General features: G+C 62.1%; 24 protein-coding genes and 1 tRNA gene. 15 read left to right on the forward strand and 10 right to left on the reverse strand.

The features are described from left to right. Positions 1-68 precede the first annotated feature (68 nt). From RB548_RS13945 to RB548_RS13975, 7 genes are all read left to right on the forward strand, one after another. Positions 69-1,382 (forward strand): sugar ABC transporter permease, encoded by a 1,314-nt coding sequence (locus RB548_RS13945; RefSeq protein ID WP_331374971.1) that lies wholly within the window; start codon positions 69-71, stop codon positions 1,380-1,382. Positions 1,383-1,396: 14 nt separating this feature from the next. Then, entirely contained in the window at positions 1,397-2,182 is a 786-nt protein-coding gene (locus tag RB548_RS13950) for an ATP-binding cassette domain-containing protein (RefSeq protein WP_153439080.1), read from the forward strand. A gap of 210 nt (positions 2,183-2,392) precedes the next feature. Continuing rightward, positions 2,393-2,469 (forward strand) — tRNA-Arg (locus RB548_RS13955). Between the two features lie 132 nt (positions 2,470-2,601). Next, the gene (locus RB548_RS13960) at positions 2,602-3,153 is read left to right on the forward strand and encodes an alpha/beta fold hydrolase (RefSeq protein WP_331371884.1); all 552 of its coding nucleotides are present in this window, start codon (positions 2,602-2,604) and stop codon (positions 3,151-3,153) included. 345 nt (positions 3,154-3,498) lie between these two features. After that, on the forward strand, positions 3,499-3,993 hold the full coding sequence (locus tag RB548_RS13965) for a MarR family winged helix-turn-helix transcriptional regulator (protein ID WP_331371885.1): 495 nt from the start codon (positions 3,499-3,501) through the stop codon (positions 3,991-3,993). Beyond that, complete coding sequence (locus RB548_RS13970; RefSeq protein WP_331371886.1) at positions 3,983-4,744, forward strand: class I SAM-dependent methyltransferase; 762 nt, start codon at positions 3,983-3,985, stop codon at positions 4,742-4,744. The genes RB548_RS13965 and RB548_RS13970 overlap by 11 nt, the downstream gene beginning before the upstream one ends. A 119-nt stretch (positions 4,745-4,863) precedes the next feature. Further along, a complete protein-coding gene (locus RB548_RS13975) occupies positions 4,864-5,799 on the forward strand; it encodes a bifunctional helix-turn-helix transcriptional regulator/GNAT family N-acetyltransferase (RefSeq protein WP_331371887.1) in 936 nt (311 codons plus the stop codon). A gap of 286 nt (positions 5,800-6,085) precedes the next feature. Here the strand turns inward: RB548_RS13975 and RB548_RS13980 are convergent, their stop codons facing one another. The 4 genes from RB548_RS13980 to RB548_RS13995 all read right to left on the reverse strand — a co-directional run bounded on the left by RB548_RS13980 (position 6,086) and on the right by RB548_RS13995 (position 9,272). Continuing rightward, positions 6,086-6,646 carry a cytochrome P460 family protein gene (locus RB548_RS13980; RefSeq protein WP_331371888.1) on the reverse strand — a complete coding sequence of 187 codons (561 nt, stop codon included), beginning with the start codon at positions 6,644-6,646 and terminating at the stop codon, positions 6,086-6,088. Positions 6,647-6,823: 177 nt separating this feature from the next. After that, a complete protein-coding gene (locus RB548_RS13985; RefSeq protein ID WP_331371889.1) occupies positions 6,824-7,297 on the reverse strand; it encodes an aminoacyl-tRNA deacylase in 474 nt (157 codons plus the stop codon). 238 nt (positions 7,298-7,535) lie between these two features. Beyond that, complete coding sequence (locus RB548_RS13990) at positions 7,536-8,378, reverse strand: oxidoreductase (protein ID WP_331371890.1); 843 nt, start codon at positions 8,376-8,378, stop codon at positions 7,536-7,538. 48 nt (positions 8,379-8,426) lie between these two features. Then, a complete protein-coding gene (locus RB548_RS13995; protein ID WP_331371891.1) occupies positions 8,427-9,272 on the reverse strand; it encodes an oxidoreductase in 846 nt (281 codons plus the stop codon). Positions 9,273-9,417: 145 nt separating this feature from the next. Between RB548_RS13995 and RB548_RS14000 the strand changes: the two genes are divergently transcribed. Further along, positions 9,418-10,302, forward strand: a complete 885-nt coding sequence (locus RB548_RS14000; RefSeq protein WP_331371892.1) for a LysR family transcriptional regulator — start codon at positions 9,418-9,420, stop codon at positions 10,300-10,302. A gap of 33 nt (positions 10,303-10,335) precedes the next feature. Here RB548_RS14000 and RB548_RS14005 read toward each other — a convergent pair whose 3' ends face one another. Then, on the reverse strand, positions 10,336-11,280 hold the full coding sequence (locus RB548_RS14005) for a PLP-dependent cysteine synthase family protein (protein ID WP_331371893.1): 945 nt from the start codon (positions 11,278-11,280) through the stop codon (positions 10,336-10,338). Next, entirely contained in the window at positions 11,277-11,654 is a 378-nt protein-coding gene (locus RB548_RS14010; protein ID WP_331371894.1) for a DUF488 domain-containing protein, read from the reverse strand. The genes RB548_RS14005 and RB548_RS14010 overlap by 4 nt, the downstream gene beginning before the upstream one ends. Positions 11,655-11,701: 47 nt before the next feature. On the opposite strand from RB548_RS14010, the gene RB548_RS14015 reads away from it, so the two are divergent. Then, complete coding sequence (locus RB548_RS14015; protein WP_331371895.1) at positions 11,702-12,163, forward strand: MarR family winged helix-turn-helix transcriptional regulator; 462 nt, start codon at positions 11,702-11,704, stop codon at positions 12,161-12,163. 119 nt (positions 12,164-12,282) lie between these two features. On the opposite strand, the gene RB548_RS14020 is transcribed toward RB548_RS14015, so the two are convergent. From RB548_RS14020 to RB548_RS14030, 3 genes are all read right to left on the reverse strand, one after another. After that, positions 12,283-12,681: a GNAT family N-acetyltransferase gene (locus tag RB548_RS14020; RefSeq protein ID WP_331371896.1), complete on the reverse strand. Its 399-nt coding sequence runs from the start codon at positions 12,679-12,681 to the stop codon at positions 12,283-12,285. A 44-nt stretch (positions 12,682-12,725) separates the two neighbouring features. Then, complete coding sequence (locus tag RB548_RS14025) at positions 12,726-14,159, reverse strand: pyridoxal phosphate-dependent decarboxylase family protein (RefSeq protein ID WP_331371897.1); 1,434 nt, start codon at positions 14,157-14,159, stop codon at positions 12,726-12,728. A gap of 145 nt (positions 14,160-14,304) precedes the next feature. Beyond that, positions 14,305-15,744 carry an FAD-binding oxidoreductase gene (locus tag RB548_RS14030; protein ID WP_331371898.1) on the reverse strand — a complete coding sequence of 480 codons (1,440 nt, stop codon included), beginning with the start codon at positions 15,742-15,744 and terminating at the stop codon, positions 14,305-14,307. 275 nt (positions 15,745-16,019) lie between these two features. On the opposite strand from RB548_RS14030, the gene rfbF reads away from it, so the two are divergent. Genes rfbF through RB548_RS14045 form a run of 3 tightly spaced genes read left to right on the forward strand, consistent with a single transcriptional unit; the run spans position 16,020 to position 19,092 of the window. Continuing rightward, positions 16,020-16,787 (forward strand): glucose-1-phosphate cytidylyltransferase, encoded by a 768-nt coding sequence (gene rfbF, locus RB548_RS14035; RefSeq protein WP_331371899.1) that lies wholly within the window; start codon positions 16,020-16,022, stop codon positions 16,785-16,787. Next, the gene (gene rfbG, locus RB548_RS14040; protein ID WP_331371900.1) at positions 16,784-17,857 is read left to right on the forward strand and encodes a CDP-glucose 4,6-dehydratase; all 1,074 of its coding nucleotides are present in this window, start codon (positions 16,784-16,786) and stop codon (positions 17,855-17,857) included. The genes rfbF and rfbG overlap by 4 nt, the downstream gene beginning before the upstream one ends. Positions 17,858-17,859: 2 nt before the next feature. Further along, positions 17,860-19,092, forward strand: a complete 1,233-nt coding sequence (locus RB548_RS14045; protein WP_331374972.1) for a class I SAM-dependent methyltransferase — start codon at positions 17,860-17,862, stop codon at positions 19,090-19,092. Positions 19,093-19,230: 138 nt separating this feature from the next. Here RB548_RS14045 and rfbC read toward each other — a convergent pair whose 3' ends face one another. Next, entirely contained in the window at positions 19,231-19,764 is a 534-nt protein-coding gene (gene rfbC / locus RB548_RS14050; protein ID WP_331371901.1) for a dTDP-4-dehydrorhamnose 3,5-epimerase, read from the reverse strand. A 236-nt stretch (positions 19,765-20,000) separates the two neighbouring features. Here rfbC and RB548_RS14055 point away from each other — a divergent pair, with 236 nt between their 5' ends. Genes RB548_RS14055 through RB548_RS14065 form a run of 3 tightly spaced genes read left to right on the forward strand, consistent with a single transcriptional unit; the run spans position 20,001 to position 22,679 of the window. Then, the gene (locus tag RB548_RS14055) at positions 20,001-20,828 is read left to right on the forward strand and encodes an NAD-dependent epimerase/dehydratase family protein (protein ID WP_331371902.1); all 828 of its coding nucleotides are present in this window, start codon (positions 20,001-20,003) and stop codon (positions 20,826-20,828) included. A 23-nt stretch (positions 20,829-20,851) separates the two neighbouring features. Further along, on the forward strand, positions 20,852-21,919 hold the full coding sequence (locus RB548_RS14060) for a class I SAM-dependent methyltransferase (RefSeq protein WP_331371903.1): 1,068 nt from the start codon (positions 20,852-20,854) through the stop codon (positions 21,917-21,919). Beyond that, the gene (locus RB548_RS14065) at positions 21,912-22,679 is read left to right on the forward strand and encodes a cephalosporin hydroxylase family protein (protein WP_331371904.1); all 768 of its coding nucleotides are present in this window, start codon (positions 21,912-21,914) and stop codon (positions 22,677-22,679) included. Before RB548_RS14060 ends, RB548_RS14065 begins: the two co-directional genes overlap by 8 nt. Positions 22,680-22,686: the final 7 nt, after the last annotated feature.

Here is a 22,686-nt window from a genome sequence, read left to right on the forward strand (position 1 = left end):
TTAAGATCGCGGCAACGCGAGGCGAAAACAACCGCATGAGCAAATGGAAACAGTGGGGGACGGCGGCCATGGCCGACACGACAAATACCGCACATTTTAATCGCGCCCGCAGCGCGGCTGAAAATCCGGTGAAGCGCTTCTTCCGCGCCACCGAAATCGACACCCGCCTCCTGGGCATGGTCGGCGCGATGCTGATCATCTGGATCGGCTTCGACTTCTTGTCCAACGGCCTGTTCCTCACGCCGCGAAACCTCTGGAACCTTTCGGTGCAGACCGCCTCGGTCGCCGTCATGGCGACCGGCATGGTTCTCGTCATCGTCACGCGCAATATCGATCTGTCGGTCGGCTCCATCCTCGGTTTCGTCGGCATGATCATGGGCGTGCTGCAGGCCGAACTGCTGCCGCAGGTCCTCGGCTTCAACCATCCCGCCACCTGGATCATCACGTTGCTTGCCGGCCTTTTCCTCGGAGCGGCGATCGGCGCGCTGCATGGCGTGATCATTGCTTTCCTCAACGTGCCGTCCTTCATCGTCACGCTCGGCGGGTTGCTCGTCTGGCGCGGCGCCACCTGGTTCGTCACCAGCGGCCGCACGGTCGCACCAATGGACGCCACCTTCCGGCTGATGGGCGGCGGCACCGAAGGCTCGATCGGCTCGACGGCAAGCTGGATCGTCGGCTTCCTTGCCTGTCTCGCGATCGTCGCCAGCATCATCAACGCCCGCAAGCAGCGTAAGCGCTTCGGCTTTCCTCGCCGCCCGGTCTGGGCCGAGTACTTCCTGTCGGGAATTGGCTGCGCCCTTGTTCTCGGCGCAGTGACGGTCGCCAACAGCTATCCCTGGCCGGCCAACATCGCCCGCAAATACGCCGAAGCCAACGGCATCGCCTGGCCCGAAGGCGGCCTCTTCATCGCGCACGGCATCGCTATTCCGGTGCTGATCGCCATCGTCATCGGCATCGTCATGACCTTCATCGCCACGCGCCTGCGCTTCGGCCGCTACGTCTTCGCGATCGGCGGCAATCCGGAAGCGGCTGAACTCGCCGGCATCAAGACGCGCTGGGTGACGGTCAGGATCTTCGCGCTGATGGGCATGCTCTGTGCCGTCGCAGCCGCGATCTCGACGGCGCGCCTCAACGCCGCCACCAATGCCCAGGGTGAGCTCGACGAACTCTACACGATCGCCGCGGCCGTCATCGGCGGCACCTCGCTTGCCGGCGGCATGGGCACGATCGCCGGCGCCATGCTCGGCGCCCTTGTCATGCAGTCGCTGCAATCCGGCATGGTGCTGCTCGGCATCGACAGCCCGCTGCAGCGGATCGTCGTCGGTGTCGTGCTGGTCACCGCCGTCTGGCTCGACACCGTCTATCGCGCCCGCGCAAAATAATCAGGAGTACGAACATGACAGATCAACGCACTCCGCTTGTGGAAATGAAGAACATTTCCATCTCCTTCGGCGGTATCCACGCGGTGGACAACGCTTCGGTCGATCTCTATCCGGGTGAGGTCGTGGCGCTCCTCGGCCACAACGGCGCCGGCAAGTCCACGCTGATCAAGATCCTCTCGGGCGCCTACAGGCGCGATGCCGGCGAGATCCTGATCAACGGCGAACCGGCCGAGATCCACAATCCGCGCGACGCCAAGAAATACGGCATCGAGACGATCTACCAGACGCTCGCCGTCGCCGACAATGTCGACGCCGCCGCCAATCTCTATCTCGGGCGGGAACTGCGCACCCCCTGGGGCACGCTCGACGACGTGGCGATGGAGGCAAAGGCGCGCGAGGTGATGGGTCGCCTCAACCCGAACTTCCAACGCTTCAAGGAGCCTGTGAAGGCGCTCTCCGGCGGCCAGCGGCAGTCAGTGGCGATCGCCCGCGCCATCCTCTTCAACGCTCGCATCCTGATCATGGACGAGCCGACGGCAGCCCTCGGGCCGCAGGAAACCGCACAGGTGGGCGAGCTGATCAAGCAGTTGAAGCGCGAAGGCATCGGCATCTTCCTGATCAGCCACGACATCCACGACGTCTTCGATCTCGCCGACCGCGTATCGGTGATGAAGAACGGGCAGGTCGTCGGCCACGCCCGCACCGAGGACGTGACCAAGGACGAAGTGCTCGGCATGATCATCATGGGCAAGGTGCCGCCAAAGGCGATCCCCGGCCCCGGCGCCATGCAGATGGCATAAGTCCAGAGCACTGCAACACCGCGAATGCCGCGTCCCAGGGCGCGGCATTTTTCTTCCCGGATGTCCCCTGCCCCGAGAGGCACTACGGCCTCGACGCCAACACCGAACGCAAATTTCCGCTGCAAACTCCTTCAATCACCATTGAAGCGGCGCGCAAGCTAGGCTAAGAACCGCTCACAGCCTGCTTCGGCGGCCCTGCCGCCAATGGATGCACCCGTAGCTCAGCTGGATAGAGTGTTGGATTCCGATTCCAAAGGTCACAGGTTCGAATCCTGTCGGGTGCGCCACTTCCGGTATAGAACTGCAAACGCCAGCAGCCGCCGATTCCACGCCCGCAGCGGCGACAAACGTCTTTAGCAGTTCGGTTTTTTTGCGACGCCAAGGGTGGCGTATTATGTTGCCGTGCAAGGACCTCAACGATGAAGAAGCAAGTCCTGTTCATTCAAGGCGGCGGCGCAGGGACTCATGATGAATGGGACAACAAGCTCGTCGATAGCTTGAGGCGAGAACTCGGGCCTGGCTACGACGTTCGCTACCCGCGCATGCCGGACGAGGCGGATCCCGGCTATGCCATATGGAAGGCCGCGCTCGTGGAAGAGATCGCCCGCCTGGAAGATGGCGCGATACTGATGGGCCACTCGGTTGGCGGAACGATTCTGATCAATGCCCTCGCGGAGGCACGCCCGAGCCGGAAGCTTGCCGGCGTATTTCTCATCGCAGCGCCCTTTGTTGGCGCTGGCGGGTGGCCGAGTGAAGACATCGACCCAACGGCCGACCTCGGTGCGCGACTGCCTCCAAAGACGCCGATCTATCTCTATCATGGCAGCGAGGACGACACTGCGCCGTTTGCGCATGTCGATCTCTATGAGAGAGCGATACCCGGCGCGATCGTGCATCGGCTCCACGGCCGCGATCACCAGCTCAACGACGACTTGGCCGAGGTTGCCGCTGACGTCCGCGCCTTGGCATGAGGCGGGCCCGCCCAGCGGAAGCCTGCGCACGTCCGAGGCACTTCGTCTTCTGGCTTCGGCGTGACCGCCTTCGCTGCGGGTAACGAAGGCAGACGCTTTGCTCTTGCCCCGGTGGACTCCAACGGGACTTCACGCCCGGTATTTGGCAAGTGCTTCCTCCGCCCGGCCCCGGCGGTGCAGATTGCAAGTGACCGTAGTCGTTTTGGCGAGCCCCGGTCGCAGATGTTTTTGCGGCGGCTCGGCGCCGCAATCGATCGTTCGTTGTTCAGCGGTCGATCTGATCGATCGCGAAATGCACTGAAACTCATGCTTGAAAATACATTAGCACTAATGTAATTTGCGACGATGAGCGAAAAACAGATGCCGGGTCTCGGTGAACTGCTCCGCTATGTCGGCGAACTGGTCGATCAAGGTGCGGAGGAAGAGTACCGCGCCATGAGCCTCCCCTATCGCGCCAGATACACCCCGGTTATGCGCGCGCTCGCCGCCGGCGCGGAAACGGTGACTGAAATCACTGCCCTGAGCAGCCTTACCCAGGGCGCGATCAGTCAGTCGGTGCGGTTGATGGAGGCCGATGGTCTGGTGGCACGCCACAGCCTGGAGGATGGGCGCAAGAGCGGTGTTCATCTGTCGCCTCGCGGCCGGAAACTGTTGAAGAGGCTTGAACCCCACTGGGCGATCACCTTCGCGGCCATAGACGCGTTGGAAAAGGAGATCGGCCATCCGCTTCTTCAGGTCCTGGCAAAGACGGCGCGCGCGTTGGAGCGTCAAGGATTTGCCGCTCGGCTGAGGGCGGCAGCTGCACATCAGGCAAATGAGGATCACGCCGATGCGAAATGACACCATGCCACGCAAGAACTGGTTCGATGCAGGAGGCAGCGCCTATGCGCAGTTCAGGCCGGAATACCCGGCCGGGCTCTCGACGTATCTTGCGGGAATTGCCCCCACCCGTGAGATGGCCGTCGATGTCGGCTGCGGCAGTGGGCAGCTGACCCGGCAATTGGCGAGGTATTTCGACAGCGTGATTGGGCTCGATCCTAGCGAAGACCAGATCGCCAATGCGCGGGCTCACGACAAGGTGCGGTACCTTTGCGCACCGGCCGAGAAACTGCCCCTTGCGGACAACAAGGCCAGCCTCATCACCGCAGCACAGGCCGCGCACTGGTTCGATCTCCCGGCCTTTTATGCCGAGGCTCGCCGGATCGCCGTCGAGAACGCCGTCATCGCGCTCATCAGCTACGGGGTCCTTCGGCTGGAGCCGGACGATCTTCAGGAGCGGTTCATTCGTTTCTACCGCAACGAGATCGGCCCCTATTGGCCGCCCGAGCGCAAGCTGGTGGATACCGGCTACCCGGATATCAGCTTCCCTTTCGACGAGCGCGCTGCGCCAGAAATGGAAATCTGCAGGGCCTGGGAACTTGGCGAATTCCTTGGCTACCTGTCGACATGGTCCGCCGTGCGCCGCGTCAACGACGCTGGGCGCGAGGATATTCTCACTGGCTTCGTCCGGGATATTTCCGAGCTCTGGGGCGACCCGACGAGAAAACGGCCCGTGTCTTGGCCCGTCAACATGAGATTGGGGACGATATGAGGGACACCAAGGGGCTGGCGTTGGGTGATCATGTTGTCCAAGTCGGATAGTTGACATTGTCGGATATTTCATGACAAAGTCAGCGATATATCTGACATAGTCAACTAAATGAGTATGCCATGCCGCGGATCGATCAGGAAGATTATGTGGCCGCAGTCCGCCGCTTCAGCCGTTTCTACACACGCCGCATCGGTCTGCTGCACGAGGGCCTGCTCGGCGGTCCCTTGTCTCTCGCCGAAGGCCGCCTCGTCTACGAGGTCGCGCAGCGGAAGACATCCACAGCGAAGGAGCTTGGGGCAGAGCTCGAGCTTGATTCCGGATATCTCAGCCGGCTCTTGCGGGGCCTTGAGGAGCGCGGCCTCGTCTCGAAAAGCCCGTCGCAGGAGGACGGGCGACAGGTTCTGATCTCGCTGACCCCGGCGGGCCGCGAGAGCTTCGCCGCCATCGACGCGCGCTCGCGCGAAGAAGTGAGCGCGATGCTCGATCGTCTCTCCCTGCCGGAGCGGCGGAATCTCGCCACGGCCCTTGCCGAGGCGGAACGACTGCTTGGCGGTGCGCCCCCAGAACCTGCTCGCGTCCCCTATATCCTCCGCACACATCAACCCGGAGACATGGGTTGGATCGTCCATCGCCATGGCGTGCTCTATTCTGAGGAATACGGATGGGATGAGAGGTTTGAGGCTCTCGTCGCCCAAATCACGGCTGATTTCATTCAGAACTTCAAACCGAGCCGCGAGCGCTGCTGGGTCGCCGAGCGCGAAGGCGAGATCGTCGGCTCTGTCTTCCTGGTCGAAGAGTCGGCGACCGTCGGCAAGCTCCGCCTCCTCTACACCGAGCCGAACGCACGCGGTCTCGGGATCGGCCGTCGGCTCGTCGAGGAATGCATCCGCTTTGCACGTCACGCCGGTTATTCGAAGGTCACGCTTTGGACCAATGACATACTGACCGCCGCAAGGCATATCTACCAGACGACAGGTTTTCATCTCGTGCACGAGGAGAAGCACCATAGCTTCGGTCACGATCTGGTCGGGCAGAATTGGGAACTGGTGCTGTGACGGCTACATGGCGCTGCCCACAGCGCCACTAGAGCGCCGTGCGTTCAAGTGAACGCACAAAGGACGCTCTAGAGCAATTCCAGGAAAAGTGTGTAACGGTTTTCCGTCCGGAATTGCGTAATTTCAAATAGTTAGATCATTTCACTGTTTCAAAGAAACAGTGAAATGATCTAGCACTTTTATTCTAGAGCATCTTATCCGCTTTCAGTGATTCCACTTGAGGATGCTCTAGGCTGCGCCGACGACACAAGCAATTGCGCTCCGTGTTCACGGCGTTTCGGGTCGTTCACCGCTTCTGATACGAGTGAAAAATGTAATCCTTTGCCTCCACGGCGGTATGGCACGCGTGCCCGCAATCGGAGCCTGTCCCATCGGGAGTGAACGTATTGGATGCACCGTCGTAGTTGAAGTTGGCGTATCCCCATCCGCCGCTGTCCGGAAATCTCTTGCTGTCCTTCGCAATGAAAGCAACATTCCTCAGGGCGTTCGGCACATTCACGGAAAAGGGTGATTCCGCATCCTTTTTCGTTGTCCACTGGATCTTCGCAATCTTTGAGCCGTCGGGGAATTTTGTCCCGTTGCCGGGTACGCCGTTTCGATAAGCCTCGATCATCGCCGGATTGGCCATGATTACGTTGAGCACTGAACCAGCCTCGCCGTTCATAGCCGGTTCGGTAGGGTCGACCATAGCGACGGAGACGACCTCCCAGCTTTCGTATCCCCTGAAGTCAGAGAATGCGAGCCCGTCCGGCACTTGCACGGTGTATTTGTCTTGTGCGGCTGCGATCATGCCGCCTAAAGCGGCGAGCCCTCCCGCAACAATCATCAAGAATGGAATTTTCGTCATGATGATTCCCCCCAAGAGATTGCAAGCAGACTCGGTGACATTCCTTCAAACCACGCCGATGCGGCGAGCGCGACTGAACGACAACACGGCGCAGCCCCCTGCGCCGTGTCATACACGCACGGCCAAGCCTCGGTAGCGCCGGTTCGGCGTACGCTTGCCAAGGCTCGGCCGGGGATCTTAACCGGACGGGTGGCTGAAGCGGGCGACCTGCGCATCCTTCATCAGGCTGCGGAAATTTGGTCCGCTAACGTGGACCAGTGTCCTGTGGTCACCGCCTTCGAAATAGACGTCGCTGACGTTGCCGAGACTTTCGTCAAGGACCACCGGCACATTGTAGGCCGATCCGATGGGCGGCACCGCACCGGTGTCGCAATCGGCGAAAAGCGTGCTGACTTCCTCCTCCGAGGCAAGGCCAAGGCGCCTGTTCATCACGTCCTGCAATGTGGAGAGCTCGATCCGATGCGTGCTCGGAACAACGGCGAGAAAGTAACCCATTTCGTGATGCACGACCACGGATTTGGCCAGCCTGCTGCCCGGAACATGCGCCGCCTGCGCCGACTGGCTGGTGGTTGCCGTGCGGTGATGAGCGACGGTGTCGTAGGCCACACCCTCGCCTTCGATATAGTCCTGAAGTTTCCTTGCGATCGTCATCGTAGGCACCCTTGATGTTGCATAGTGACGTATCAGGGGAAACATTTTCCTCTCATCACCTGCGAAGTCAACGGCGAATGGCAGGTGGTAGCAGCGGGATGGGAGACTGCGCGGGTCACAAGAAGAGGCCGGCGGCCGCTTTGCGCAGCCGCCGACCTCCAGATATTTGACACCACGCAATTCCGGACGGAAAGCCGCTACACACTTTCCTGAATTGCTCTTGCAATTCGGCCGATCGTCAGGCGGACGCACTCTCCTTCGGAAAGTCCGTCGATACTGCGAGCTCCCGCCAGGCGGCGAGTTCGCCGGCGACATGGGCATTCTTGGCTTCGATCGCGGCGACCGTGTCGCTGCCGAAGGGCATGCGCAGCGGCGGGTTGTCGGCATGGGCCAGTTGGACCATGGCTTTTGCGAACCGCGCCGGATCGCCCGGCTGGGCATGGTTTGCGGTCTTGGCGAATTCACGCATGGCGCCGACGGTCTCGCTGTAGTCCGAGATCGACAGCGGGCTCACCGCCAGCGACTGCCCGTCCAGGAAGTCGGTACGGAAGAACCCCGGCTCGACCACCGTCGCCTTGATGCCGAGCGGCGCCAATTCCTGCGCAAGTGACTCGGTCAATCCCTCGATCGCGAATTTGGTGGAACCGTAGACGCCCCAGCCGGTAAAGGCCGAATAACCGCCGACCGACGAAATGTTGATGATGTGGCCCGAACGCTGGCGCCGCATTTGCGGAAGAACGGCACGGGTGACGGCGAGGACGCCGAAAACGTTGGTGCGATAGATCTTTTCGATTTCCTCCGCCGTCGCTTCTTCAACGGCCCCGAGCAGGCCGTAACCGGCGTTGTTGAGCAGGACGTCGATCCGGCCGAAGCGCTCCACCGCCGCCGCGGCTGCCGCCAGGGCCTGTTCCTCATTGGTGACGTCGAGCGCCACCTTCAGGAGATTTTCGTGTTGGCCGAGGGCATCGAGGGATTCGACGCGGCGTGCTGTGGCGACCACCGCATCTCCGGCACTAAGTGCCTCCTTCGTGATCAGCGCGCCAAAGCCGCGGGAGGCACCTGTGATGAACCAGATACGCATGAGAAAGTCCTTTCCTTGAGTTGAGTTGGAATTCTGTTCGAGTTTCGATCAGTTCGAATTGGCGGCCGGGAAATCGGCCCCTTCGCTCACTTCTGCCCAGGCGTCGAAATCCTTGCGCAAAGCATCGAGCTTCGCCCGAGCACCGGCCAGAGCCTCCCGGCCGAGCAGCAGTCGCAGCGGCGGTTCGGCGGCATTGACGGCCATGACGATCGCGCGCGCGGCCCGTTCCGGATCGCCGGGTTGCTTGCCGCTGTACCCCCTGATCCTGCGCCAGACGGCACCCGCCGTGTCCTCGTAGTCGTTGATCGAGACGGTGGCCTCCCCTGCGGAACGTCCCGCCCAATCGGTTCGGAAGGGACCGGGCTCGACAATGAGCACCTTGATGCCAAGAGGCTCGGTCTCCTTCGACAGCCCCTCGGACAAAGCCTCGACGGCGAACTTGGAGGCCGCGTAGAAACTCAGCGACGGAACCGACCGCAGGCCGCCGACCGACGAAATGTTGACGATCGTGCCCGAGCGTCGCCGGCGCATGCCGGGCAGGACCGCACGCGTCATGTTGGCGAGGCCCCAGACATTGACCTCGAACATGGCGCGGACCGCATCCATGTCGCTCTCCTCGAAGGCGCCGAAATAACCGACACCGGCATTGTTGACGAGAACGTCGATGTGGCCGAAGCGCTGCTCGGCGGCGATTGTGGCCCGGGCAATGTCGTCCGCCTTCGTCACGTCGAGCGCGAGAGCAAGCGTGCGGTCCGGCGCGATGGCCGACAGATCGGCAACCTGCGCCGGATCGCGAGCCGTGACGACGACATTGTTGCCGAGCGCGATGACGTGCTGTGCGAGCGCGCGGCCGAAGCCGGTCGAGCAGCCTGTGATGAACCATGTCTGTGCCATTGCGAACTCCTTCCCTGATCGGATGAGCATGAAATCCTTCGAGGCCGGGGCTGACTGACCCCCTGGCGACAAGGGGAGAATGGCGCAATTCGATTTAGCTGATTAGGATAATAATTCTCTCAACAATGCTGAGCGAGATTCATCTATGCGCGCAACCGACCTGTCAGAACTTGCAGCCTTCGACGCCGTCGCCCGGCACCGAAGCTTCCGGAAGGCCGCTGAGGAACGTGGGGTCACCGCCTCGGCGATCAGCCATGCCGTCAGCAACCTGGAGGAGCGGGTCGGGCTCCGCCTGCTCAATCGCACGACCCGCAGCGTTTCGCTGACCGACGCCGGCACCATGCTGCAGGCGCAGCTCACCCCGGCCTTCGGTGAGATCGGTTCGGCGCTCGATGCGCTAAACAGGTTTCGCGACACGCCATTCGGCAAGGTGCGCATCAATGTCCCGAATTCAATTGCCCCTTTCATCCTGGGGCGGGTGATGGGGCCGCTCATCCGGAACAATCCCAATCTGCAACTCGAGATCTCGGCGACCGACCGGCTGGTGGACATCGTCGAGGAGGGTTTCGACGCCGGCATTCGCCTCGGCGAGAGCCTTCGGGAAGGTATGGTGGCGGTGAAAGTCAAGCCCCGGCTGCGCTTCGCGGTCGTGGGCGCACCGGACTATTTCCGGGAGCGGACCATCCCGCAGACCCCGCATGAACTGAAGGACCATGTCTGCGTCCAGAACATGTATCCGAGCGGTGTGCGCTACGCCTGGGAATTCGAACGGCGCGGCGAGGCTGTCGCCTTCCACCCGACCGGACCGGTCGCGCTCGATGACCAGGAGCTCATGGTCCAAGTGGCGCTCTCCGGCGTCGCACTCGCCTATGTCTGGGAAAACCGCGCGCAACGCGAGATCATCGACGGCAGACTGATCCGCTGCCTCGATGAGTGGTGCCCGCCGGAGGACTGGTTCTACCTCTACTATCCGAGCCGCCGGAACATTTCGGCCGGATTGCGCGCCGTGATCGAAGCGATGCGGGTGTGATGGGGTACGGCCCGGCGCAATGTTCCATTGGCCTCAATCCCGCGGATGCTTCGCCGCATAGCTTCTGAGATACTTCATGCCCGTATCACACATGATTGTGACGACAGTCGCATTGGCTCCGAGCCGCGCGGCCAGTCGAAGGGCGCCGATGACGTTCGCCCCTGTGGACGTGCCGGCAAAAAGGCCCTCTTCGCGGGCGAGCCGCATCGCCATGGCGGTTGCGTCTTCCGTCGAAACCCTCTCGATATGATCCGTCACCTCCTGGTGCCAAAGCGGCACGACGAACCCGGCGCCCACGCCGTCGATCTTGTGCGCGCCAGGCTCGCCTCCCGACAGGACCGGTGATTCAGATGGTTCCACGGCAACGAGCCGAACCCGGCCGTTGCGGCGACGTAAGCCCTCGCCGATACCCCGAAGGGAGGCAGCGGTCCCCACGCTCTGGACGAACCCGTCGATGCGCCCCGCTGTCTGCAGCCAGATTTCCTCCGCCATGGCGTGATAGGCGCCGATCTGGTCTTCGTTCTTCATCTGGTCGGTCCAATAGGCGCCGGCCTTGAGCGCAACGACGCGCGCGGCCTCGATCATGTCCCGTGTCAGCTTCCCGGTCATCCGGCCCTCGTCACTGCGCACGATCTCAAGCTCGGCGCCGAGAATCTTCATGTGGTCGAGCTTCTCTTGGGCAAACGCATCGGACGTCACGATATGAAGCGGATGCCCCTTCACGGCGCAGATGAACGCCAGCGACACACCCGTGCTGCCACCGGTATATTCGACGATCGCCCCGCCCGGCGTGAGGCGCCCGTCCGCCTCTGCCGCCTCGATCATGGCGAGCGCCATGCGGTCCTTCATGCTGCCGGTGGGGTTCTCGCTTTCGAGCTTCAGCAGGATGCGCGCGCCATTCTCGGGCACGACCTTGCGGAGGGCGAGCAGGGAAGTGTTGCCGATGCAATCCAGAATGTTCCCGCGAAGCTTCTTCATGGCGACCGGTCACCGCCCCCATGGCGCTGAAGCCATGTCTTCAGCGCCACAGCATTGTTCCTCTCGACGTCGCGCGCGGCGTAGAGCAATGTCACGGGCCCCTCCGCCAGCCGCTCGAGAAGTTCCTTGACCGCCGCCTGCGCTCCCGCTTCCTTCAATTCCGCCGCATAGGCCGCGCAGAACTCGTCCCATGCAGCCGGCATTCCATGAAAGCGTTTGCGCAAGGCATCGCTCGGCGCGATGTCCTTCAACCAGAGGTCGACCCCGGCCTTGTCCTTGGCAATGCCGCGCGGCCAAAGCCGATCGACGAGGATGCGCGTGCCGTCGCCTGCCTCCTGCGCCTCGTACACACGCTTCAATTTCAGCGAGGTCATAGGAAAAACTTTCCATGTATCTACATACTATGTATATGCATACAATCATGCGAAAGACGAAGCAACCGCCAAAGACGCTGCGCAGCGATGCCAGTACCCTGGTAGACATCTGCGCCGGCCTGAACAGCCGGCTCGCCGCCCGGCGCATCACCCAATTCATGGACCGCGAAATGGCGGGATGCGGGCTCACGGTTGCGCAACTCGGCCTGATGGCCCAGATCGCGGCGGCATCCGACGACACCCTCGGCGCACTGGCGCGCCGAAGCGGGCTTGAACAATCCACCCTGTCGCGCAATCTGCGTACGCTCGAGAGCGAGGGCTTGATCGAGATCGCCGTGGTCGAGGCCGATTTGCGCCGCCGGGCCGTGTGGCTGACAGAGGCCGGCGCTCAACGGTTGGAGGCGGCGATCCCGGTCTGGCGCGACGCCCATGCGAAACTGGCGGCATGCCTCTCCCCCGACCTCGCCCGCCGTCTGGCGGAAGAGACGGAGGTCTTAGTCAGGGTTTGAGCGGGGCGCCTCGAGCTCGCGCTCCATGAAGACGATATGGGGCATGAGCTCGTCCGGATATTGATGGTAGGGAGGACAGTCGCGGAACCCAAGCGACTTGTACAAGGCGATCGCCTCCGTCAATCGGCCGGCCGTGCGAGCCGCATCAGCGCGTAACCCTCGGCGCTCGCCGCAACCATGATCGCCTCGCCGAGGCGCCTGCCGATGCCATGTCCCTGGAAGCGCGCGGGAACGAACAGCCGCTTCATTTCGCAAATCTCGTCGGACAGCCTGCGGTAGGCGCAGGCGCCGTGGGTCTGGTCGCCGATCGTAGCAAGAAGGGTTTTGCCGTTTGGCGGCCCGTATGCGGCGGGCAGGTTCTTTAGTTCCGTATCGAGCGCCTGATGACCGAAGGCGGCGTCCACGAACCAGCGGTCGTCTGCATAGCGGGCACGGCACCAGTCCGTATACTCCAGGATCAGCGCGCCAAAGGCGCGATAATCGTCGGCCGACACTGCGGTGCGGATGGTTAGCTGCATGGTTGCGTTCCCAAAGCCCCTGGATGCGGCGCGTATTATGAACCTTAAGCCGAGGGACGGCCCCCGCCCTCCCGAAGCACCGCCCGCCAGGCAGCCATGATCGCGTCTGCCGCAACATTGCCGGCAAGATCATCGGTCAGCCATGAGATCACCGATACCCGCATCACCTTGCGGCCGCGCCAGATCGCGCCGCCGCAGAAACAGACACCGTCGGCTTGTACCCGCTCGATCGTCCCCTGCGTGAGCCGGTCGGCCTCGTCGTCCGGGTAAGTCATGCCGAACCGCACGAGAAACTGATTGAGCACGACGTCGTTGAGCACCGCCACCCCTTCTTCCGGCCTCAGCCTTTCGGCCATGGCATGGGCGATCCGGCAGTGACGTTCGACCATGGTAGCGATCCCGTCGCGCCCGAGATGCTTGATCATCGCCCAGGTGGCGAAGCCGCGGGCACGACGCGACAATTCCGGGACGAAATGGCTCGGGTCGCGCTCGCCCTCGAAGCTCGGCGGCAGGAAGCTTGCCGCGATCGTCATTGCACGGCGATGCGCCTCTTCGTCGCGAACGATGGCGTAGCCGCAGTCATAGGGCGTCTGCAGCCATTTGTGGCCGTCGGTCGCCCAGGAATCGGCGTCGTCGATGCCCTTGGCGAGCCCGCTCCTCTGTGGGCAGGCGCGTGCCCAGAGACCAAACGCGCCGTCGACATGAACCCAGGCGCCTATGCCCCTGGCGATTGGGATGATGTCTTCGAAATCGTCGAACGCGCCGGTGTTGATCTGCCCAGCCTGAAGGATGGCGATGCAGGGGCCGGAGACGTTGCCAGCCGCCTCGGCGAAATCGGACACGAGAATGCGGCCGGCATCATCGGTCTTCACGCGGACGACCCGGTCGTGCCCGAGCCCGAGAAACTGCAGAGCGGAGAAAACCGTCGCGTGAGCGTCATCGCCGATCAGAACCGTGATCGGCGGTGCGCCGAACAGGCCCTGCACCTCGACGTCCCAGCCGACCTTCCGCAAGACATCGCCGCGTGCTGCGGCGAGGCATACAAAGTTGGCCCCCGTCGCCCCGGTAACGAAACCGACGGAACTCTCTCTCGGCAGATCGAGAAGATCGAGCAGCCAGTTGCCCGCGACGGCCTCGGCCGCCGCTGCCGCGGGCGTTGCATGATGATTGCCGGTGTTTTGGCCCCAGGCGCTCGTCAGCCAGTCGGCCGCGACGCCTACAGGATGAGACCCGCCAATGACCCAGCCGAAGAAGCGCGGGCCTGTCATCGCGCGAAGTCCGGGCTCCGCCTTAGCCACAAGCTCCTCGATCACGCCAAGGCCAGCGTCCCCTTGCTCTGGCAGAGGTTCGCGAAATTCCTCAAGCGATGCTCGATAGGTAGCCCGCGGCCTCTGCAGGCCTTCTGACATGCTGTTGCGGAAGCGCACGGCATGTTCCGCCGCGCGCTGAAGCAGGTCGTCTACCGATTCCTCCCCCATGTCCCCCTCCCCGCCAAGGCGCTGGCCCTCGCCAGCGACAACGACAACTCCTTACGCCTCCATTCGACCTCACGACATGCGACCGGCCATACGCGTTATTCCGTGCATGGCCGGATCTTGGCGGTGGGAGGCGGCTCCTGCGGGCTCACGCCGCCCCTCGCTCCTCGATCGGCCGTACGTTCTGGTTCATCCGGAACAGGTTCTGCGGATCGTATTTCCGTTTGACCTCCACGAGCCGCCCGTAATTGCTGCCATAGGCGGCCGCCACGCGTTCGCCCTCGTCGGCCGGCATGAAATTGATATACGCCGTCCCGGCTGCGTAAGGCTTCGCGGCCTCGAACAGACGACGCGCCCAGTCTGTGCAGGTCTGGTCCATTGCCGGTTCGCGCCACCGAGCATGGACATTCATGACGAAGTGGGAGCTGCGCTGCGGAAAAGCCGTTTCCTCCGCCGCTATACGACCCGCGACGCCACCGACATGACCGATGAAGATTTCGCATTCCGGTCCCGGCAATTGACGAATGGCGTCGAGCAGGATGGCGATCGTCGCATCGGACAGTTCCATGAAATCGTGGCTCTTCCAATAGTTGCGAGCGCCGGGCGTGAGCAAGGGATCAAACGCCTGCTGCCAGCCAACGAAAGGACTGGGACCGACAACATCCGCGATCGGCTTGCCGATAGAGCGCAAGGCCGCGGTTGCCTGCCCGCCGGCGGCGACATCGCCCGAGTAGCACATGGCCAGAACAAGGATTTCCTTGCCGTGCCATTCTTCCGGAAGGAATGGCAGCGGCGGCGCCTGCCGCATCACCGCCCAGCAGGTGAGTTCGTCCGGCGCTGTCTCAAGCGCCTGGCGGTATTGCTGGAGGACGGTTTGCGCATCCGCAAAGGGATGCACGACGAGACCCGCGAGAACCTGCGTGTCGAGTTCGTGAAGCTGGAATTCGAATGCCGTAACGACACCGAAATTCCCGCCGCCGCCGCGCAGCGCCCAGAAAAGGTCGCGATGCTCCGTGGGGCTGGCGCGCACCAGTTCGCCATTCGCCGTCACCACATCGACCGAAAGCAGGCAGTCCAGGGTCAATCCGAACTTGCGCGTGAGCCACCCGAAGCCGCCGCCAAGCGTCAAGCCGGCAATGCCGGTGGTCGAATTGATGCCGGTCGGAAGCGCCAGCCGGAAAGCCTGGGTTTCCTTGTCAACATCGGCGAGCGTCGCCCCCGGCTCGACCCATGCGCGCTTCGCCGTGGCGTCGACGCGCACTGATTTCATCGGCGAAAGATCGATCATCAGGCCGCCGTCGCAGACCGCGTTGCCGGCAATGTTGTGCCCACCGCCGCGCACGGCGACGAGCAGGCCGTTTTCGGACGCAAAACGAACCGCATTGATGACATCGGCAGCCCCGATGCATTGCACGATCAATGCGGGCTTGCGGTCGATCATCGCGTTCCAGATCGTACGCGCCTCGTCGTAGGCCGCGTCGTTCTCGGTCAGCACGCGGCCGCGCAATTGCCCCGCCAGCGCCTCGATGGCTTCCGCCTTAACAGTCGTTTTTCCCGCTTGCAGATTGGTGAGGCTCATGTCGTTCATGATTCGCTCCTCCCGCGGTGAACCATGCCCCAGCGCCCGGCATTCTGCGCCTTTCCCCAACCCCGCGCAAGCAGCCGGCCCGGCCGCATCGACCGGCTCAAGCACGCCCCATGGCTGTAATTTTCGCCAATATATTCCACTGACCGCCCGCGGCGTGCCCACGCCTCCGCTATTTGTTCCGAATCCCCAGGAAGGCCGTCGTCAATCAAGCCCCGGGCAAGGCTGAAATACGAAAAAAGCGGAGCGCAGCCGCGCACGTTGGAGGCAGATCGGGCATGAAAGTCGTCATTCTCGCCGGTGGATATGGCACGCGCATCTCCGAGGAGAGCCACCTGCGACCCAAGCCCATGATCGAGATCGGCGGCCGTCCGATCCTCTGGCACATCATGAAGATCTATAGCCATTTCGGCTTTTCCGATTTCGTGATCTGCCTTGGCTACCGCGGCTACATGATCAAGGAATATTTCTCCAACTACATCCTGCACTCCTCCGACGTCAGTTTCAACATGGCGACCGGAGAGACCACTTATCATACCAGCAATGCAGAGCCCTGGCGGGTAACCCTTGTGGAAACCGGTGCGGAATCGTTGACCGGCGGGCGCTTGAAACGCGTCGCCGGTTATCTCGGCGACACCTTCTGCCTCACCTACGGAGATGGCGTCGCGGACATCGACATCCGCGCATTGACCGATTTCCATCTCCGGCATGGGCGCGACGCGACGGTGACGAGCGTCGTGCCGCCGGGGCGATACGGCGCGCTCGCGATCGACGCCGGCCAAGTCTACAGCTTTACGGAAAAGCCTGCAGGAGACAACGGCCGCATCAATGGCGGCTTCTTCGTGCTCAACCGCGCTGTGCTCGACCGCATCGAAGGCGATCACACCCCCTTTGAAGACGGGCCGCTCGAAGGTCTGGCGCGGGACGGCCAGTTGATGGCTTTCTCGCATGACGGTTTCTGGCGTCCAATGGACACGCTGCGCGACAAGAACCAGCTTGAAGAGCTGTGGCAGCAGAACCGCGCGCCCTGGAAGGTCTGGTCATGACCCCTCTGGCCGATCCGGACTTCTGGGCGGGAAAGCGCGTCCTTCTCACGGGCCACACCGGCTTCAAGGGCAGTTGGGCTGCGCTATGGCTGAGGGAGATGGGAGCGCATGTCACCGGCTACGCCCTGCCGCCAGCCTCCCAACCGTCACTGCACGCCTTGTTGCATCCGGGTGAATTGCCGGACCGGCAGTTCGGGGACATTCGCGATCGCGAAGCACTTGCCGAAACCCTGCGAAAGAGCGAGCCGGAAATCATCCTGCACATGGCAGCACAGCCGCTGGTGCGGGAAGGCTATGCGGCGCCCGCCGAAACTTTCGACGTGAACGTCATGGGCACGGTGCGGCTCCTCGAAGCCGCCCGCGCCGTTCCTTCGGTGAAGGCCATTCTGGTGGTGACGACCGACAAGGTCTACCGCAACGACGAGAGCGGCCGCCACTTTCGGGAATCCGACACGCTCGGCGGCCACGATCCCTATTCGGGCTCGAAGGCCGCGTGCGAGATCGCGGTCGCGACCTGGCGCAGCTCCTATTTCAACGAGCGCGACATCCGCATCGCAACGGCCCGTGGCGGTAATGTCATCGGCGGCGGCGACTTTTCGACCGACCGGCTGGTGCCCGATATCGTGCGGGCAGCGCTTTCAGGTGAAAGGCTCCATATCCGCAGTCCGCTGGCGACACGCCCATGGCAACATGTGCTTGACTGTCTCAACGGCTATTTCCTGCTCGCCGAATCGCTCTACCGGGACGAAACTGGTGTCACCGCACTGAACTTCGGTCCCTCGCCCGCCGAGCAGCCGATTGCCGTGCGCGATGTGGCAAGCGCCATCCAGGCCGCAATGGGCCTGTCCCCGCAATGGGATGATGTTTCCTCGCTCGCGCAACCGCGCGAAATGCAGACCCTCGGTCTCGACCCTACACTTGCGGGCGAGAGCCTCGCCTGGCGCGCGCGGCTGACGCAGCGACAGGCGATCGAGTGGACCGCACACTGGTACAACGCCTGGCGCCGGGGCGAGGCCGCCCGCCAGCTCACGCTCGGCCAGATCGCCGCATTTACGAAAGGTCGCCCATGATAATGCCCCATCACTGCCGTTTCTGCTCGACCCCGCTGGCAACACTCGTTGCCGACCTGGGTGCGACGCCCTGGTCCAACTCGTTTCTCGAGCCGACCGAAGAAGCGATCGCGCGCGAGCAGGCCTTTCCCTTGCAGGTGATGGTCTGCTCGGAGTGCCTGCTCGTCCAGACCACGGAAACGGTACCTGCCGATGAGATCTTCAACGGAGAATATCACTACCTGTCGTCGTTCTCGACGAGCTGGCTGGATCATTCCCGACGCTATGCCGAAAAGATGATCAACCGTTTCAATCTGGACGGCGCGTCGCAGGTGGTGGAGGTTGCCTCCAACGACGGCTATCTGCTGCAATATTTCGCCCAGAAGAATATTCCCGTACTTGGCGTCGAACCGGCGGCCAATGCCGCCAGGATAGCCGAGGGTCGCAACGTCCCGACCCATGTCGCCTTCTTCGGGCAGATAACCGCAAGCGAACTGGTCGCCCGCGGAATCCGCGCCGACTTGACGGCGGCAAACAATGTCCTGGCGCACGTGCCGGATATCGCCGATTTCGTCAGCGGCTTCCCGATCCTGCTCAAGCCGGACGGCGTGGCGACTTTCGAGTTCCCGCATCTGCTGCACACGATCGAAGGCATCCAGTTCGATACGATCTATCACGAGCACTATTCTTATCTCTCGCTGGTCGCCGTCGAGCGCATTTTCAAAGCCTGCGGCTTGCACGTTTTCGACGTCGAGGAACTGCCGACCCATGGCGGCTCGCTCCGCATCTATGCGCAACTGGCAGGCGGCAAGAGGCCGGAGACCGCGGGGCTGGCAAAGGTGCGCGCCGACGAAGCTGCGGCCGGTCTGATGCGCATGGAGACCTACCTGGCGTTCGGAAAGCGGATCGCGGCGGTCTGCGAAGAATTTCGGGCCTTCCTCGCGGACGCAAAGGCCGAGGGCAAGACCGTGGCGGCTTACGGCGCGGCGGCCAAGGGCAACACTTTCCTCAATGTTTGTGGCCTCACCTCCGACGACATAGCCTTCATCGTCGACCGTAACGACCTGAAACAGGGCAAGCTGTCTCCCGGCAGCCATATCCCGATCCATGCGCCAGACGAACTGGCGGCGGCCAAGCCCGACTACGTCGCGATCCTTCCCTGGAACCTGACGGAAGAGATCGTTGCTGCGAATGATCACGTCCGCTCCTGGGGTGGCCGCTTCGTGGTTGCGATCCCGGAAGTGCGGGTGATCTGAGGGCGCGCCCACTGCATGTTTCCTTAAATCGTAACCGATTTAAGGACAAAACCATGGAGCAATTCAAAGTGCTACAGCGCCCTTTGTGCGTCTGAAAGGACGCACGGCGCCGTAGGCGCCCCAACTCCATGCCGGCGATCAGACGAAAGCGAGGTTGCGGTCGCGCTCGGACATCTGGGTAATTTCGATCGGCCATGCGATATTCACGCGCGGATCAAGCGCATTCAGTCCACCTTCCGCCTCCGGCGCAAAGGGCTTGTCGTGAAGATAGATCAGCTCGCAATTCTCGGTGAGGGTCTGGAAGCCGTGGGCAAAGCCGCCCGGGATCATCATGGACCGCGCGTTCTCGGCGCTCAGAACCTCGCCGTGCCAACGCAAATAGGTTGGCGAATCCGGCCGCATGTCGACAGCAACGTCGAAAACCGCACCGGCCAGACACGAGACGAACTTCGCCTCCTCATAGGGAGGCCGCTGGAAATGCAGCCCGCGGACGGCGCCCTTGGTGCGCGTCATCGAGTGATTGATTTGGGCAATCGACGCGAAAGAACCAAGCTCGAAAAGCTCCTCCTGGCAAAAGAAACGCGAGAAGAAACCACGCGCGTCACCGAATTGCTTGCGCTCGACCACCGTCAGGCCGGGAAGTTCCGTATGGAAGCGCTTGAAGCGCGACATTGCATGTCCCCTCAATTGGCGAAGCGATTGATCAGCGCGGCGAGTTTGGAGGCGGTATCATCATTCCCGCGCGATCAAAAGGACGTTAGAGCGATTCCACGGAAAGTGCGTAGCGGTTTTCCGTCCGGAATCGCATCGCTTCAATGGGTTGCGCCGAAACCTGGTACCGGTCTCATGAACACTACCCCTTTGAACACTACACCTTGCAAAAATCCTTGCCCGTGAATGGAGACCGCTTGACCAAACAAGTCCTTCTCACCGGAGCCACAGGCTTTGTCGGCCGCCATGTCCTGCGTGAATTGGCCGAGTGCGGTATCGCCGCGTGCCCTGTCGTACGCACGGGAACCGAAAACCGCCTCGCCGACGCGGTCGGAACCGGGCGCATTCTTTCAACCGATGCACTTTTTTCCGAGCCGGCGGAATGGTGGACGCAAGCACTCGCCGGGATCGACACGATCATCCATCTGGCGTGGTATGCCGAGCCCGGCAAATACCTGACGTCACCCATCAACATCGATTGTCTCACTGGCACTCTTGCCATGGCAAAAGGTGCCGCGGCCGCCGGTGTCAGGCGCTTTGTCGGCATAGGCACGTGCTTTGAATACGAACTCACTGGCCGCCCGCTGACCACCGACACGCCGCTCAGGCCCCTGACACCCTATGCGGGTGCCAAGGCAGCGGCCTTCCTTGCGCTTTCGCAATGGCTACCACAGGCGGGCGTCGAATTTGCCTGGTGCCGGCTGTTCTATCTCTACGGCGAAGGAGAAGACGAACGGCGGTTCGTCCCCTACCTCAGAAAATGCCTTGCCGCGGGGCGGAGAGCGGATTTGACCAAAGGTCACCAAGTCCGCGACTTTCTGGACGTCAGAGAAGCCGCCAGGATGATCGTGGACACTGCGGTCAGCACCGCGCAAGGAGCGGTCAATATTTGTTCAGGCGTACCGGTAACGATCCGAGAATTTGCCGAGAGAATCGCCGACGAGCATGGTAGGCGGGACCTACTCAATTTCGGAGGTCGAGCCGAAAACCTCGTCGACCCACCTTATGTCGTGGGTGTCAGGTGAACCGACAGGCTGAGGAACCACTTATGGCATCAGGAAACGCCACGCGGGTGCTTTATGAGCAGCGCGAGTTGCCGATTTTTCAAAACAGGATGTACGACAGCGCCGATGAGGCGATATCCTCGCCGCGCGGGGAAATGCGCCTCGTGGAGGATCTTGGCACGGGCCTGGTGCGCAATGCCGCCTTCAGGCCGGAACTGATGGTTTATGATACGAGCTATCAGAACGAGCAGGCCGTCAGCCCTTCATTCCAGCGGCATCTCGATGATGTCGCCAAGATCATTCTCGACACGATGGGACGCCGGGAGCTCGTTGAAGTGGGATGCGGCAAGGCCTTCTTCCTCGATAAACTTCTTAGCGAAGGCGTCGATATCACCGGTTTCGATCCGGCCTATGAAGGTAACAACCCTCGCGTCCGCCGGGAATATTTCCAACCGGACTCCGGCATCGAGGCCAAGGGCCTCATCCTGCGCCATGTGCTCGAGCACATTCCGGATCCCGTCGCTTTCCTTGAGCAATTGAAACAGGCGAACGGTGGTCAAGGAAAGATCTATATCGAAGTCCCCTGCTTCGACTGGATCTGCGATCGCCGCGCCTGGTTCGACATCTTCTACGAGCACGTCAACTATTTCAGGCTGTCCGACTTTCACCGGATCTTCGGCAACGTCATTTCGAGCGGCCGGGTCTTTGGCGGCCAATATTTGTTCGTGGTCGCAGAACTCGATTCGTTGCGCAACCCTGTCATCGACGAGAACGACCGGGCAGGCATTCCGCAGGACTTCACCCGCAAGCTCGACACGCTGGATACCGCCGACCGGGAACCGGCGGTGATCTGGGGCGGAGCGTCGAAGGGCGTCATCTTCTCGCTGCTCCGCACGCGCTCGGGGCTGCCGGTAAAGGCGGTCATCGACATCAACCCGGCCAAGCAAGGCAAATACCTGCCGATTACCGGACTACGGGTCCGCGCGCCTGAGGACGTGCTGGCAGACTTGCCCCCCGGCTCGAGCATCTACGTGATGAACCGCAATTATCTCGACGAGATCAAGCGAATGTCCAACAATGCCTACACCTATATCGAGGTCGATCATGACTGATTTCCGGAAGGAGGTCGCCGCGCGCATCTCCGAAATCGAAGCGAACCGTGAGTTGCGCAAGAGTGCCGCCGATTTCCTGCGCCAGTCGATCGGTCCGAAATACTCCTACAACTACTTCTGGATGGATCGACCGATCATCCAGTATCCGCAGGATATCGTCGCGATGCAGGAGATCATCTGGGCGACACGTCCCGATCTCATCATCGAAACCGGCATCGCTCACGGCGGATCGCTCATCATGAGCGCATCGATCCTGGCGCTCCTCGACATGAGCGACGCGATCGAGGCTGGCACGACGTTCGACCCGCGCGCCCCGCACCGGAAGGTGCTGGGCGTCGACATTGATATCCGCGCCCACAACCGGCAGGCCATCGAGGCACACCCGATGTCGTCCCGGATCCACATGATCCAGGGGTCGAGTGTCGAGCGCAGCGTCGTCGAGCGGGTCCACGACTTTGCAAGACCGTTCGAGCGCGTCCTCGTCTGCCTCGACAGCAACCACACCCATGATCACGTGCTGGCGGAACTGGAGGCCTACGCGCCGCTGACGACGAAGGACAGCTATTGCGTCGTGTTCGACACTGTCATCGAAGATCTTCCGGAAGAGGCCTATCCCGATCGTCCCTGGGGCAAGGGAAACAACCCCAAGACGGCAGTGTGGAAATACTTGGAATCGCATCCCGAGTTCGAGATCGACCGCTCCATCGACCAGAAGCTGATGATCACGGTTGCTCCGGACGGCTTCCTGCGACGTCGTTGATCCCGAG

The organism is Sinorhizobium chiapasense (genome assembly GCF_036488675.1).
Classification (GTDB): domain Bacteria; phylum Pseudomonadota; class Alphaproteobacteria; order Rhizobiales; family Rhizobiaceae; genus Sinorhizobium; species Sinorhizobium chiapasense.